General features: G+C 59.4%; 5 protein-coding genes. 4 read left to right on the top strand and 1 reads right to left on the bottom strand.

The window, feature by feature from the left end; translation table 11 throughout:
• Positions 1-51: 51 nt before the first annotated feature.
• A complete protein-coding gene (locus tag FKG94_RS06810; RefSeq protein WP_142903462.1) occupies positions 52-2,703 on the bottom strand; it encodes an HzsA-related protein in 2,652 nt (883 codons plus the stop codon).
• A 940-nt stretch (positions 2,704-3,643) separates the two neighbouring features.
• Here FKG94_RS06810 and FKG94_RS06805 point away from each other — a divergent pair.
• The 4 genes from FKG94_RS06805 (at position 3,644) to FKG94_RS29175 (ending at position 16,265) form a co-directional block, all read left to right on the top strand.
• A complete protein-coding gene (locus tag FKG94_RS06805) occupies positions 3,644-4,918 on the top strand; it encodes a hypothetical protein (protein ID WP_425460034.1) in 1,275 nt (424 codons plus the stop codon).
• 5 nt (positions 4,919-4,923) lie between these two features.
• Entirely contained in the window at positions 4,924-7,527 is a 2,604-nt protein-coding gene (locus tag FKG94_RS06800; protein WP_218943461.1) for a LamG domain-containing protein, read from the top strand.
• Positions 7,528-7,614: 87 nt separating this feature from the next.
• The gene (locus tag FKG94_RS06795; protein WP_142903461.1) at positions 7,615-9,201 is read left to right on the top strand and encodes a general secretion pathway protein GspF; all 1,587 of its coding nucleotides are present in this window, start codon (positions 7,615-7,617) and stop codon (positions 9,199-9,201) included.
• 902 nt (positions 9,202-10,103) lie between these two features.
• Positions 10,104-16,265, top strand: a complete 6,162-nt coding sequence (locus FKG94_RS29175) for a thrombospondin type 3 repeat-containing protein (RefSeq protein WP_246124988.1) — start codon at positions 10,104-10,106, stop codon at positions 16,263-16,265.
• Positions 16,266-16,267 lie beyond the last annotated feature (2 nt).

The raw sequence follows: 16,267 nt of genomic DNA, 5'->3' as shown, positions 1-16,267 counted from the left end.
AGCCCTGGCTATACCCTCTCCCTAATTCTGTGATTTCCAGCTCACAGTGCGTCAATCCAGTGGCGCGTCAAACGGGTTATTAAAGTATTGGGCACCGAGATCGAGCCATTCGGCGATCAGTCTCATTTCCGTCTGATTCAGGTAACCGTCATGGACGGCCCCGGCGGCGAAGCGCGAGAAGAAGCGGTTACTGGCGCCGGCGCCATTGGGGTTCATGGTCCTGGGCAGATTCCTGACGATGGTGGCCTGCACCGGCTCGCCGCCCTCCGGAATCAGGTTGCCGTCCTCGTCGACGAAGTTGCCGTCTTCATCGGTCAGAAACACCGGATTGCCGTCGGCATCGACCACGAGAATGATAATGCTGTCGTTGGCCAGCAGCTCCTGATAGGACTCCATTCGATTCTGCTGGATCACGGGGCTGGTCAAATCCAGGTTCCCCGCCAGGGTTTCATCCGGGTTGTTGGCGTTGGCGGTATTGTGGCAGGTAACACAGGTGCGATCCTCGATCACGTTGCCGACAGCATCAGTGATGAGACGCTCCCGCTCCCACAGCGGCTGAATATGATCTTCATAATTGACGGTGATACGGCACAGCGGCGTCCAGTTGATCTGGCAGGCCTCGGTGGTGGGCGCCTGCGTGGCCAGGCCTACATCGACCCCGACTTGAGTATAAGAATAGTCGATACTCGGTACTGTTTCCGGTGGATTTACCCACTCGTCAGTAAATGCGACATCCACCGAGGGGGTGCGCACGCCGTTGATACGGGCGTAGACCTCCGCCATGGTTTCCCCCATATCGGCAAACAGCGCCGGGTTGGTGTTGGGAAACGGCTGGCCGTTGCTCGGGGCGCCGTTGTTGATGGACGCCGGCCCGGTATCCATACGCCCGTGGGGAACTTCGCTGTCGCCGGTGTGGCAGCCACTGCACTCGCGTTCCTCACCGGCGGCGACCTGCATCCAGTTTTGGTGGCGCGGGCTGATACGGCGGCCGTCGGCGTTGAGGATCGAGATGGCAAAGGGTATATCGGCCGGGACCTTGAATTTGACCGAACCGTCCGGCTCGATCGGCACATAGCCGATAATCTCGCGCATCAACTGGGCCCGGCTGACACCGAAGGCGCTGTTGTCAAAATCCAGCACATCCTCATCCGGCATGGGTACCGCTTTAACAATGCGCAGAAAGCGGGCGGCGCGGTCGGCATAGGCGGGCTGGGCCGGGTCGGCAGTGGCGCCGATGCCCATAACGGAGGTGTCCACGCCGTCCACGTCGTAGACGCTGCGGATATGCACTACGCCGACGCCGTCATTAAACAGATCGGCATCCAGGTCCGTGCCCGGACGCTTGATCGGAATAAAGGTCGGCGCATCGCGCGGCTCCAGCGTAATCGCCTCGGTGTACATCACACCGGCCTCGGCGTTGATGACGGGGCGCTGGGAGCCGTCATCGAGGTTGTAAATCCACAGACCATAACGGGGCGCGGCTTCCTCGAGCGCCGGGTTGGCGAGGTTCTGCTCAGTGCAGGCAAAATCCTCATTGGTGGTCGGATCGGTCAGCAGGCACAGCGACCAGCTCACCAGCAGCCGGTTGGTGCCGTCGAACAGCGGGTCGGCGGAGCTGAAGCGCCCGTGCGGTGAAATGCTGCCGTCGGTGGTGACCGTGTCGACGGACAGCGACGCCTGGCCCGGTCCGGTGGCCCCCATATTGGCGGTGATGGGTTGGTCGATCTCGGTATAGTTGGCGCCGTCAATGGCGACCATATCGCCGCCCAGGGCGTCGGTTTCCACCGGGCGCAGGGATACCAGGGTGCGACCGTCGGGCAATTCGCGAGGCTGGAAAAAGCGTGCTTCAGAGTCGTCGGTACCGGTGTCCTGACTGTGGAACCCGTAATAGAAGCTGAGGTTGTGGCCGTCGGGATCGATGGTATAGAGGCTGAAACTGTTGCGGTTATTGACATTGTCCCAGCGGGTAAACATGACCTTGCCGTTGGACATCACGGTCGGCTGCAGGTCGTGACTCTGGTTGAAGGTGATCTGTTGAATGTTATCGCCGTCGGCGTCCATCACATGCAGGACGAAGGCTTCGGTCTCGCGGTCCTCGTCCAGGGCTGAGTACTGTGGCTTGCTTTCGTCCAGCAGGATTGCACGGCTGCGGCGCTGGCGGGTGGAGGAGAATACGATGCGGCCGTCGGGCAGGTAGTGCGGGGCCACGTCCTGGCCGGCTTCGGCGGTGATATCGGTCTGGATGATGCGCCGTAAGAGGTTGTCCGTCAGGTCGTATTCCCAGATATTCCAGGTGGGCTGCTCATCTTCGTCCAGCCCCTCTATCTCCGGGGCGCGCATGGCGAAGACAATTTTTTCGCCGTCGCTGGAGGCCTCCACGTCTTTGACATCGTAGAGTTCGCCTTCGGGAAAAGCGCCTTCGGTGACCACGATGCGCGGTGCCGAGGCCGAGGCGCGACTCGACACGATCAGTTGTGCGCCCGGGTTGAAGGCGCTCGGCTCGCGGGCGTTATCGCCGATGCGCTCGCCGTTTTCGTCGACCGGAACCGGACGCTGGATAAACGCCACCGGCAGGTCCACCACCACCGGGTCGGGCTCCTGCTCATCGCCGCCACCACCGCTGCCGCCACAGCCGCTGAGTACCGCAGCACACAGTGCGCTCGCCGTTATTTTTATGTAACTTTTTCGCTTGAGCCCTTGCATATTACCGTACCTTTAATCGCGCACTCTTTGTCACTGCGTTACCGGGTGGCCTTGCAGCGTGACAACGAGGGAGTGCCGAGACTGTCATACTGGCTAGGTAAAAACCTAGGTGAAAACCGGATGCTTAACCTGTTATAAGATCAACAGTTGTCGCTGCCCAATTGTCGTGAAATAACCCCCTTGATTCCGCCGATCCAGTCACGGTTTACACTCTTTAATACCTTAGCAAACTCTCGCTTGACATTGAGTAAACTCATCTTTCGGCAATAAGTCTCTCACCGGCAGACAACAACAGTTCGGCGGTAATGAATCTGACGTATGCGGCAGTCGAGGGTGTTAAAAAGTCGACAGATTTAAACTTTTTGTCACTTCTTCAGGCCGGTCAGTCTGGATTTCTGACACTTTACGGCGGTTAGTGACCAAGCCGGGCCAGACAGCGGGCCCGATGTGACCGGTAGTGTAAAAGTGCCGGCCAGTAAGCGCTCTCGAGCGCGAACTGTGGGCTAGTATTTACAGAATATGACAGGCCTTAACGGTTGCTTTTTAAAGTGTGAGAGAAGTCACACTTTTTTTAGAAAAGATGATTTGATTGCCAAACTTGCGACCTGATTATCACCCGCCAACTGTCTAAGTCCGCCGGTTTAATTTTTAATAGAGGTTAGTTGAATCTCTCCGCCAACGGTAACGCAACACATCCTGTTTTAGTGTCGCTGTCCGGAGACAGAGAGTCCGAATAAAAAAAGAACGGGAAACTCATCGGGCTCTGACTGTACGACCTATCCTGCGCGTACGGAAAAAAGGAACAGTAAATAACGTGGCGCTGCGCCCGACATACAGTGGGGAGCTGCGCAGTCTGATAGCAATTGCCCGGTCCGAGCCGCCTGAATAGTGGGCGTGGTCGGTGGCGGGCGCGAGAGAAAAGGGAGCGGCTGTGATTACTATGCGTACCAGGTTATCCGACCGGATTAAGTCACCCTGCAGAAATTTTGCCCGACGGGCGCTGGCGGTCAGTTGTTGTGCTTTGCTGACCGCCCCGCTCGCCATGGCGGATATTCGCGAGCAGGCCAAAAGAATTCACGATCGATTGACCGGGGTGGCTCCGTCGCAGGCGCTGCTCGATGCGATGGTGGCGGATATCACCGCCAGCAACGGCGGTGCAAACGCCAGCGCCGGTGCCGGTCACGGTGTGGCCGCCGCGTTGCGGGCTATAGACAATGGCGACGGTGATGAGTTTTACAGCGTCACTCTGAAAAACATGGCCACGCCCTGGACCAACCGCGATCAAACCGTATTTGCGCCGCTCAACGACTACACCGCCACCTATATCGGCATGGTGAGAGACGAGCTCGATCTGCGCGAGATGCTCTATGCGGATATTATCTACACTGCGAATACCGGCAATGCTGCCGTGCAGGCGGCGAATATTCCGGCTTACTCCAATAGCAACAACCGCCATTACGAACAATTCGAAAATTCCGGTCTCAGCTTCAGCGACCCCAATGTACTGGCCCGCGGCACCCAGTCCAGCGTCACCGGCCTCGCTGCCCCGGCCGGCGTTATGACCACGCGCGGTGCGGCCAAATCGTTTTTTGTACTCGGTACCAACCGGGCAATGTTTCGCTTTACGCTGATGAGCCAGTTGTGTGTCGACCTGGAGCAGGTCCACGATATAACCCTCGTGCCCGATCGTATTCGCCAGGACGTTACCCGCAGCCCCGGCGGCGACAGCACCGCTTTCCTGAATGGTTGTGTGGGCTGCCACAACGGTATGGACCCCCTGACCCAGGCATTTGCCTACTACAACTACAATGATCCCGACGGCAATCCCGATACCGATGACGGCTCGCTCGAATACACCCCCGGTGTGGTGCAGCCGAAGTATCTGATCAACGAGGCAAACTTCACGCCCGGTTATATCACCGAAAACGATAACTGGGCCAACTACTGGCGCGAGGGGCAAAATCGCTCTCTGGGTTGGGACCCCGCGCTGAGTGGCAGCGGCACCGGTGCGGCTTCCATGGGCATGGAGCTGGCGCACAGCGAGGCCTTTGCCCAGTGCCAGGTGAAAAAGGTGTTTAACACCGTGTGCCTGCGCGATGCCGACAGCACCGCCGACGTCAACAAGATCGACAGCATGGTCACCGGCTTTAAAGCCAACGGCTATAACCTCAAACAGGTTTTTGCGGAAACCGCTGACTATTGCATGGGGGAGTAACGGACATGTCAACTTATTCGCCAGTATGCAATAAGAAATACAGTAACAAACTTCTGGGTTTGTGCTTTTCCCGCGCTGCCAAACTGGCGGGGCTGCTCGCCCTTGCCGTCAGCATGACTTCCGGTTTTACCGGCTGTAGCTCCGGCAGCAGTTCGGACAACCCGACCAATCCCAATACCTCGAATCCCGATGGCGGTGGCCTGGTCTACAGCGGACCGCCGCCCCAGACCGCCGACGTGCAGAGCTTCAAATTGAACGTGTGGGACAACCTGGCCGGTGACGACCGCTGCGGTGCCTGTCACCTTGAAGGCGGCAGCGGACCGACCAAATTCGTTCACCGCGGCGATATCAACACCGCCTACGCCGCTGCCAACACCCTGGTGGACCTGGGGTCACCGAGCAATTCGGAGATGGTCAGCAAAGTCGCCGGCGGACACAACTGTTGGACCTCGAGTCCTTCGGTGTGTGCCGATATTATTACCAACTATATCGAGGGTTGGGCCAGTATCGTCGGTGGTGATCCCAACGTGATCGTCCTCGATCCGCTGCCGCCGGAGAAAATTCGCGACCCCGGTGAGGCCAAGTTTATCCCGAGCACTGAACAGGGTAACGACTTCGATGATATCTACGGCCTGCTGACTACCTACTGCGCGGCCTGCCACACAGAAAACGGCGGTCAGCAACCGTTTTTTGCCAGCGCCAACCGGGCTTTGGCCTACGAAGCGGCGAAAAGCAAAATCGATATCAATGCGCCGGAAAAGTCCCGTTTTGTGGTGCGCCTGAGAAACGAGTCGCACAACTGTTGGAGCAACTGCGGAAGCGATGCCACCGAGATGGAAAACGCGATTGTCGCCTTTGCCGATACCGTCACCGCCAACGTTATCGATACCACAAACCTGGTAGTCAGTAAGGCGATGAATCTCGAGGACGGCATCGCCGCCAATACCGGTGGTCGCTATGAAAGCAACGTGATTGCGCTGTATGAGTTTAGTGAGAAGCTCAGAACCGACGTGGCTTTTGATACCAGCGGTGTGGACCCGGCCATGGACCTGACCTTGAGCGATGAGGGCGTTACCAAGTTGCCCACCTTCGGCTTGCGGTTTGAAGGCGGCCGGGCCCAGGCATCGACCAGTGCCAGTGCCAAGCTGCACAATCTGATCTCCTCCACCGGTGAATACTCTATCGAGGCCTGGGTGGTACCCGCCAACGTGACCCAGGAAGAGAGTCGTATCGTCTCCTACTCCGGCGGCGGTGAGGTGCGCAATTTTATGCTGGGGCAGACGCTCTACAACTACGACTTCTTCAACCGCAGCACAGTGACCGACGCCAACGGCGGGCCGGCACTGTCTACCGACCCCGATGAGGAAGTCCTGCAGGCGTCGTTGCAGCATGTCGTGGTGACCTTCGATCCGATCAATGGCCGCCGGCTCTATGTCAACGGCGAGTACACTGAGGACCTCGACGAGTCCGGCCCGGGCCTTATCAACGAGTGGGATGACTCCTATGCCTTCGTGTTGGGCAGTGAGGCCGGCGCCCAGATCGGTGACGACACTACCTGGCAGGGCAGTGTGCGCCTGCTGGCGATATTCAACCGGGTGCTGACCGATGAGCAGATCGCCGGTAACTTTGAGGCCGGCGTCGGTGAGAAATTCCTGCTGATGTTCAGCGTCTCCCATATTCTGGAGATTGAGGACGCCTATGTCGTCGTCCAGGCCGAGCAGTTTGATGTCGGCAGCTATCTGTTCAGCGAGCCTTTCTTCCAGATTCTCGACAGCACCGTCGATCCCAATGACATCGTGCTGAGAGGCATGCGTATCGGTGTCAACGGCGCCGAGGCCAAAGTGGGCCAGGCGTTCGGCAAGCTGGATGTGAGGATCACCAATGCCAGCTATGCGGAGCTGAGTCGCCAGCCGCTGTCGCGTCTGGGCGCGGTGATCGCCAAGGGCATCGATGTGCAGACCGACGAGTTTTTCCTCACGTTTGACCAGTTGGGGCTGCGACAGTCCAACCGCCCGGCCGAAGGCCCGGTGGTGATCGCCGATCCGGTGATTGTCGATACCCAATCGCGCCTGGGGCTGCGGACGTTTGAAGAAATTGACGCGACTATCGCCGCCTTTACCGGCGTCAGCCGCGCCAATGCCGCTGTGAAGCAGACATTTGAAAATGTTAAACGACAGCTTCCCGCAGTGCCCAACCTCAATACGTTCGGCTCTTCGCACCAGATGGGCGTCGTGCAGTTGGCAGCCAGCTACTGTGGTGAACTGGTGGACAATACGTCAGCGCGCGGCAATTATTTCCCGGGTTTTGATTTTAACGCCGGTGTTGCCGCAGCATTCAACGGGGCAGGCAGGAGTGCTGTGATCGACCCGCTGATCGAGCGGCTGTTGTCCAACAATCTTCCGGACGTTCCGACGTCTGAGTTGCCGCTCGGCTCCGGGGCCGGCGCGCCGCCGGCGTCTATGAGCGAAGTGGTTACCGATGAGGTAAACGCACTGATTGACCGCCTGCTGGGTTGCGCCACCTGCGGCACCGGTGCGGCCCGCACCCAGACCATCGTCAAGGCGGCGTGTGCGGCGGCGGCCAGTAATGCGGTGGTGATGCTGCAATAAAGACATAATCGGTTAAGTGACAGCTATCGACTTCAACTAATTTATTGGCAGCAGTCATGCCAAACAGATGAACAAAAAGGTACGGATATGGCAAAGCGCGGCAAGAATTTTCACCCCGACGAACCGTTGAAGCATGCCGATCACCGGCGCCCGAGAACACGGCGGGAATTTATCGCCCAGGGCTTTAGCGCCGGCCTGGGCGCCGTTATCGGCAGTTCCATGTTCGGTATGTTCGGCTCGCGCCAGGCGCAGGCTGACATCGCTAGTGAGTTGCTGGACTTCGGCAACAATAACGATTGTAAAGTCGGCGGTGCCCTGACCGGCAAGATTCCCTTTATCTGCTTCGACCTGGCAGGCGGGGCCAATATTGCCGGCTCCAATGTGCTGGTAGGCGGCGCCGGCGGGCAACTGGATTTTCTCAGCACTGCCGGTTACAGGAAGCTCGGGGTACCCGGGGATATGTTGCCGGCGATGGCTAACGCCGGTGAGCCCAGCGACTTTATCAATCAGGAACTGGGGCTGGCCTTCCATACCGAAAGTGCCATGCTGCGGGGTATTTTGGAACGGTTTTCGGCGGCCAATCGCGCCATGGTCAACGGTGCTGTGATTCCGGCGCGTTCGGAAAACGACACCGGCAACAACCCCCACAATCCGATGTACGGTATCAACCGCGCCGGTGCCAACGGGCAGATTATGGCGCTGGTCGGCTCGCGCAACAGTGAGTCGGGCGGCAACTCCCTGGCGCCGCCGGGACTGATTAACCCCGAAGTGCGGCCGACCAAGATCGACCGTATTTCCGATGTCAGGGGCTTGATCGATGTGGGCGAGCTGGGCACTTTCTTTCCGCAGCAAGCCGACCGGGTGGCGGTGATGGAGTCCATTGCCAATATCTCTCACTCCAGAATCGGCACTGTCAATACCGGCCTGCAAAGTGAAAGCGACCAGGCCATCAAGGACAGGGCATTGCGCTGCGGCTATATCGAAAGCGCATACTTGACCGACAGGTTCGACAGTTCGGATGCGCTCGACCCCACCAATGACCCGCTGCTGGTCGGTGGCCCCACCGCGCCATTCACCCTCGACGATATGGGAGATCGCGAGTTTGCCAAAACGGCGTCCATCGCGCGCCTGGTGCTCGAGGGACAGGCCGGCGCCGGGTGTATCACCATGGGTGGTTACGACTACCATACCGGGGATCGCAGCACCGGGGAGCGGCGTGATCTGCGCGTCGGCCGCTGTATCGGCGCCTGCCTGCAATACGCTGCCAATCTGGGCAAGCCGTTAATGGTCTATATCTTCAGTGACGGCTCAGTGTTCAGCAACGGTATGGTCGATGATTCCCAGGACGGCGGCGGTAAAGGCGTCTGGACCGGCGATAACCAGCAGACTGCCGCATCCTTCTTTATGGTTTATAACCCCGACGGGCCACCACAGTTACTGGGCGGCACGCCGGAGGACAACGCCAGGCACCAGCAGATCGGGCGCTTTACGGCCGAAGGTAACGTCAATACCGCCGGCAGCCCGGCTGCCAACAGTGTGACGGGGCTGGTGGATATGGTGTGCCTGAATTATATGGCGTTACACGGCGACCAGGGCAATTTCGCAACCACCTTCCCGGGCCACTCGCTCGGTGCCGATCTCGATCGGTGGACAGCGTTCAGCCCGATTGTATAAGGGGTTTAGGGTCGGCCTCGGCAGTGTTCCGGCGGTTTGCAGTAACGCCGGACAACTGCAGTACGGACTGGGGTGGAATGGCAATTACTTAAGTTAAATTGCGTTGATTGACGCGTTTGCTTGTGGTGGTGGTTGTATGCTGGGAGAATACAACCGGGGTAATTTAGCGTTCTAAACTTTTTATATGCCACTCCACGGCCCGGCAGGCAAGCTTAAACGCGCCCTGAATGATCGGGACCGCACACCCCCGCCGGGCCTTACCCCCTGCGCACTGTTCCTGTATCGAGAAATCTGTGACAGGCAGTATGAAAGAGGAAGCAGTACAGAAGTAAAACGGTCAGTCAGTACGCCCCCGCTACAGTAATACCAATCGAGCGAGATGTTATCTCGAAGCGCTGAACAATAACTCGTAACTAACAACGCTATTTGTCGACAAACTTCAGGGCTGCATTAGCGGCCCTTTTTTATATCTGATCGGCCGAGATGGCTGCGACTTGCCGCTAGATTTTCTTTTTATCCAAACCGCGAAAACTATACCGATAACTAATATCAGTTTTTCTCTCCAATCCCTAAGTAGAGCACAAAATAAATAAAATACAAAAAAGCCGTATATTTTCCGCAAGTAAAGCCGCGGGATTTAAATCGGCTTTAGGTGGTATCGCTCGATTCACATTTAAGCGCTTGATTTGTATAGAAAAGTTTAATCGCCCAGCGCAATCGGCGAGATTTTGACGGCGGTTTTTTAGCAGTCCGTCCGCCTTTGCTTAATTGCGATTGCTTCACTAGTGTCTTTAATCACGGCGGCAAAAAATGTCGCGCCGACCGCTGATGTGAAAGTCGGCAAAAAGAATCGATAAAACACTAGTGCGAAAACGAAAATTCTGCTCGGGTAAATAAATAATATGATGAAGTATGCTGTTGGTGTTTCCGGTAAGTCGCTACTGAAAAAATTTTCCCTGTTGCTCTTTTTGATTGTCCCGTTACTGCCCGGTTGCGGTGGGGGCAGCGATAGCGATAGCGATAACGATGGCGGCACTACCGGCACCGGCGGCCCGACGTCTGCCAGTGTGTCGATCGGCGGCGCGGCCGTCGACGGTCCTGTCGCCAATGCTGCGGTCAGTATCTATCGGCTCGACACCAGCGCGGCCAACTTGCAGGGCACCTTACTGGATGAGGGCGAGACTGATGCCCAGGCTCAGTTTACCGGCCTGGAGATCGACAGCAGCGAGACCGGACCCTTCCTGATTGTGGTCAGCGCTGACGCTGACACTGTCGACCTCAATACCGGCAACCCGCCGATCATTACCGAAATCCGCACAGTGCTGCGGGCCGACGGCTTGGGCGAACCTGTTTATGCCACGCCGCTGACCACCATGGCAGTGGCGCTGACGGCGGCCAAGGCCGACGACGACGGCAGCATCGGCGCCGAAGAGTTTATCAACGGCCTGGATACAGCGGCGGACGAAGTGGTGTCGGCACTCGGTTTCGGCCTCGATGATTCGGTGGATATTTTTGCCGCGCCACCTCTGGTAACGGATCAGACCGACAGCGATGAGGAATTGCAGGCAGTGGCAGCTTATCGCACGGCGATTTCCGGCGTGGCCGCCATCGTTTTTGAAATTGAGCGCAACAGTCAGGGTGGCGCCAGCGCCGACAGCGTGCTGGCAGGTTTAGCCGATGACCTCAGTGACGGCGATATCGATGGCACCACCAGTGAAAACACACCGGTGGATGATTACGACGGCGACGATGCCGCCATTATCGTCGAGACCGACCCCGCCAGCCTGATGGTGCCCGGTACCAACCTGACCGTGGAGGACAGCGAGCAACTGCTGGACGAGGAAGCTGCACAGACCGGCACCAGCACCGATACCTCGAGTCTCGGCGACGGCAGTATCGACGTCGAGGCCAAACCGGCGACGGTGGACACCGATATTGACGACGACGGTGTGCTCAATGCCGAGGATGCCTTTCCCCTCGACCCCAATGAGAGCCTCGACAGCGACGGCGATGGTGTGGGCAATAACGCCGACCCCGACGATGACGGCGACGGTGTCGGCGACGCCGCCGATGCCTTTCCGCTCGACGGCAGTGAAACGGTCGACTCCGACGGCGACGGCATCGGCAACAATGCCGACACCGATGACGACGATGACGGTGTCGCCGATGCCGATGATGACTTTCCTCTCGATCCCGGCGCCAGCGATGCCACCGATTTCGACGGTGACGGCTGGCCGCTCGGGCAGGATACCGATGACAACAATGCCGATATTCCCGGCGTCCCGTTTGTCGACAGCGACGGTGACGGTATCGGCAACGCCACCGACGAAGACGACGACAATGACGGTGTGGCCGATATCGACGATGACCTGCCGATCGATGCCACCGAGACCCGTGACAGCGATGGTGACGGCCACGGCGACAACAAAGACGACGATATCGACGGTGACGGCGTTGCCAATCACAGCGGTGGTGATACCGTGCAGAATACACCCGCTAATCGCCTGGCCGGCGGCGATGCGTTTCCGTTCGACAGCAGCGAAAGCGGCGATCTCGATGGCGACGGTATCGGCGATAACGCCGATGCGGATGCCGACGGCGACGGTCTGGCGGATACCCTCGATCCCAACCCCGCCGTCAGGGACAGCGACGGCGACGGTGTGAGAGACGGCGCCGACGCACTGCCGGCCGATGCGACGGAGTTTCTGGATTCCGATAAAGATGGTGTCGGTAACAACGGCGATAACTGCCCGTTCGCTGCCAACGCCAATCAACTCGACAGCGACGAGGACGGTGCCGGTAATGCCTGCGACAGCGACGACGACAACGACGGTGTCTCCGATGCGGATGACGATTTCCCGCTGGACCCGAACGCGTCGACTGCCACCGATGCCGACGGTGACGGCTGGCCGCTCGGGCAGGATACGAACGACGCTGACAACAGCGTACCGGAAATCGACTACCTGGATACCGACGGCGACGGACTGGCCGATACGGGCGGCCTCAACCCCGACGGTGACGACGACAATGACGGCGTTGACGATTCCCGCGATGCCTTCCCGCTGGATGCCAGTGAAAGCCTCGACGCCGATCAGGACGGTGTAGGCGATAACCGCGACAGTGACGACGATAACGACGGCGTAGCCGATGTCGACGATGCCTTTCCGTTCAACGCTGAAGAGAGCGCCGATACCGATCGCGATGGTCGCGGCGATAACCTTGACAACTGTCCCACCGTGGCCGGCCCGCAGACCGATACCGACAGTGACGGTCGCGGCGATGTCTGTGATAGCGACGACGACAACGACGGGGTCGCCGATGCGAACGACGCTTTCCCGCGCGATGCCGAAGAGTCACTCGACACCGATGGCGACGGCACCGGCAACAACGCCGACAGCGACGACGACGGCGATAATCTCAGTGATGCCGCGGAGGCTGAACTCGGCACCGATCCGCTCGACCGCGATACCGACAACGACACCGTCGACGATGGTCGCGATAACTGTCCGACGGTCTTCAATGTGGATCAAAGCGATAGCGACGGTGACGGCGCCGGCAACCTGTGTGACGATCCGCCGAATGTCGCCGGCTTTTACGTGTTCGATCTGGAGGTGACCGCGGCGACCAACACGGTGGCAGGTGAGCCGTGGCAAGAACTGGTGAACGAAACGTGTTACGCCGAGGGTGATATCGAATCGGCGGTGGTGCGGATCGAACAGTTGGGTGCAGACCTGCGGCTACTATTTGCCGATGGTGAATTTGCTGCAGAAGATGCCGAGGCGGGCGCGATCAACAGTCTCGGTGAACTCTTGGTTGAGGTTTTCGAAACCGATTTTGCCGCCGACGGTTCTGTGGTGGAAATCAACCTGTTGCTGACCGGTGACCTCGATGCGGATACCGGTGTGATTGCCGGCACGGTAGTGGAGCAGTTGTCCGCCGCCGCCGGCAGTGAAGTGGCGGCGAGTTGCAGCGCTGAGTTCGACTTCGTGATGACGCCTATGCCCCGGGTTGCCGCCGGGGACGTGTTGAGCGCCGGCGGTGCCGACGGCGGCTTTGTCAGCCTCGATGCCGAGGGGTTTTTCGATCCGGCGCGCCAGGCACTGGTCTTCAACTTTGACTACAGCGTGTTGAATGATGCCGCCGACACCGCGTTCTTCTGGAGCGTCGACGGCGATGGCGGCGGCGCCTGGGTGGAAGACGCCGAGACCGGCAGTGCCCTGGTACTGGGTCCCGCCGGCTGGGTGGCCACTGCCGCCGGTCTGTCGGTGACGGCGGGCGAAGGAGGTGGTGAGGGAGGTATTGAGGAAGGTCTTGAGGACGATAGTGCCGATGTAGTCAGGCGCGATACTGCCGGCAATGTGCTGGAGCGCTGGACTGCCAGCACCTACCGCCTGCCGATTGCCGGCAAGCCGATGGCGTATCTGGTGCGAGAGGACTGGGTTGAAGCAGGGCTGACCGACCCGGCCGCCAGCTTTGCCGGCGCGGCTGCCGGCGCCCTGGTTGTGGATGCTGAAAGTCAGCTCGATGTTTACAGCATCCACTGTGATCTCGATGACTTTGCCGATACCGGTCTCGCCTGCCCCAACTGGCTGGCGGTAGGCTGGGAAGATCCGGTGGCTGAGAATCCACCGGTGTTGGCCACCGCCCTGGCGGATATGATCTTCGCTGCCGATGCTGTTATGACAGCATTCTATCAGGGCGTTGTGGTGGCACAGAGTTTCGGCGGCTTTGGCGAGGTGCGCGCGTTTCTCCGCGGCAGCGACACCACCGGCGCCGAAGACAGCAGCGGTGATGTGACTTTCTACTTTCACGATCTGCAGGGCAATGTGTCGATTATCAACGACATCGAGGGCCGGCCCGTGACATCGACCTGGACCGTCACCGACCCGCGGGATAACAATACCGATCTGGTCTTGATATTCGATTTACCCGAGCCGATTGAACGGCACTACGACTCGCGCGAGCGCGACGGCGCGGTGTTTCTGGCGGTGGTGGCGGACAGTGTCGATGGCGGCAACTACCTGCGCAGCGGCGAGCTGATCCGGGCCGGACAGCGCTTTAGCGCGGCGGGTTTCAATGTGCCGGCACTCGAAGAAATCAGGAATAACTTCGACTATGAACCGCCGCCAGTGATCGCCAGCGGCGATGCGGACGGCGACGGTGTGCCGGATGCGCAGGACGCTTTTCCCGACGATCCCCGCGAACAGTTCGACAGCGACGGCGACGGTGTCGGCGATAATGCCGATGCCTTCCCGGCCAACCCCGAGGAGCAGCTCGACAGCGATGGCGACGGCGTCGGCGACAATGCCGATGCCTTTCCCACCAACCCCGAGGAGCAGCTCGACAGCGACGGTGACGGCATCGGCAATAACGCCGATAGCGACGACGACAACGACGGCGTGCCCGACGACGAGGATGCCGATCCGCTCGATCCCACTGTGGGCGCAGAGGATAGAGACGGTGACGGTATCGCCGACGCCGGTGACAACTGCCTGGTCGTTGCCAACGCCGACCAGCTCGACAGCGACGGCGACGGCCTTGGCGATGCTTGCAGCGGCACAGTGCCGGATATGAGCGGCACTTGGTTGGTGAATATCACCGCCGCCGCCGGCAGCCTGCAGCTGATAGATTCGGGCACCGACTGTGTGCCGGCTAATGACGAGACGCTGCTGGCGCAAGTCGATATGCAGGGGACGCAGGTATTTCTGCGCGAGCGCGACGATGAGTCCGCCGGTGATTTTCTCTACGGTGTGATGGATGCCAACGGCGGCTTTACCTTGACCGATGGCAGAAATTTCAATGCCGGCGACGGCAACTTCAACAGCGCCACCCGTACCTTTAGCTTTACGTTTACCGAGGTGGAATCCAGCGCCGACGGCGTAGTGGCCTGTAACGGCAGTGGCAGTGTCGCCGCCGCCCTGCCCGCGGCCGTCAACGAACAGACTGCCGCCAGCGGCGGTATTACCTGGTTTGACGGCGACAGTTTCGACAGTGACGGCGACGGTGTCGGCGACGATTTCGAATTTGAGTACGGCACCCTGGCGGACGGCGTACCCGAAGTCATTAATGGGTGGGACTTCGACAGCGGTGCCTGGGTGGATATCTCTACCGAGGGTGCCGGTGCCGAGGGTTATATCAACGACAACGGCATCGGCTTTGCCGACGACCGCCTGATTATCGCCACCTATCTCGATGCCGGCGAAGTCGCCGTCGTGCAACCCACCAGCGGCGGTGTTGCGGCGAGTTTTGAGACCGATTATGTCGACCTGGAGGCTTTTGCTATCGACGGTGTGGCGCTGCGGGTATTGCTTGATGAATCGTTCGAACAAGGTATCGGCGCCGGCGCCGGTTTCTCATCGGGTGCACAGCTTTATCTGGCGACGATTGTCGCTCAACAGGATGCCTACAGTTTTAGTTGCGACAATGGTTTCTACCCGGATTTCTACCCTGGTCTTAACAACGGCGCCGGCGACTGGTTCGAGACCAATCTCGACTGCGACAATATCGTCGCCGTTGCGCATGTTGAAGCCAGCCCCGGCTCCGGCAACTTCGAACCGGTTCCCGCCACCAGCCTCGACGACATTGTCAACACGCCCGCCGAACTCGCCAGCGCGCCCGCCGGCGCTATCTGGCTGGGCGGCGGTGCCGATGCCGGCGGCGGCTTCGACCTGCAGGCCTATTTTGTCTCGGACGACGGCACCGCCGGCGGTGCCAATCTCGAAGTGGTGTATATTCGCCAGCCTCACGGCAGTGCGACGAACCAGGAGGCCGGCCGCGGCGCGTCGAGCAGCAGTACGCTCGGCGGTATCAGTATCCTCGAATTTACCGTGCCCGAGGATATCGCCGCGGCCGCTTACCTGGACCCGGAGGCCGTCTCCCGCTTTGTGTTCGAAGAGAGTGAACTCGACGGCAGCCGCTATGTGCGCGCCGGCGAAAAAATTCGCGCCGGCACCACCCGCCAACAGGCGCTGCTGTTCAACAGCATTGCGCGGGACGATATTGTCAACGCTTTTGATCCCGCACCGGTAACGCCCGAACCGACTAACCCTCCGCCTGAACCTTAGTC

The sequence above is a fragment of the Exilibacterium tricleocarpae genome, from assembly GCF_007004655.1.
Classification (GTDB): Bacteria; Pseudomonadota; Gammaproteobacteria; order Pseudomonadales; family Cellvibrionaceae; genus Exilibacterium; species Exilibacterium tricleocarpae.
Note: the sequence above shows the minus strand (reverse complement) of the source record. Positions and strands in the feature narration are given on the sequence as shown.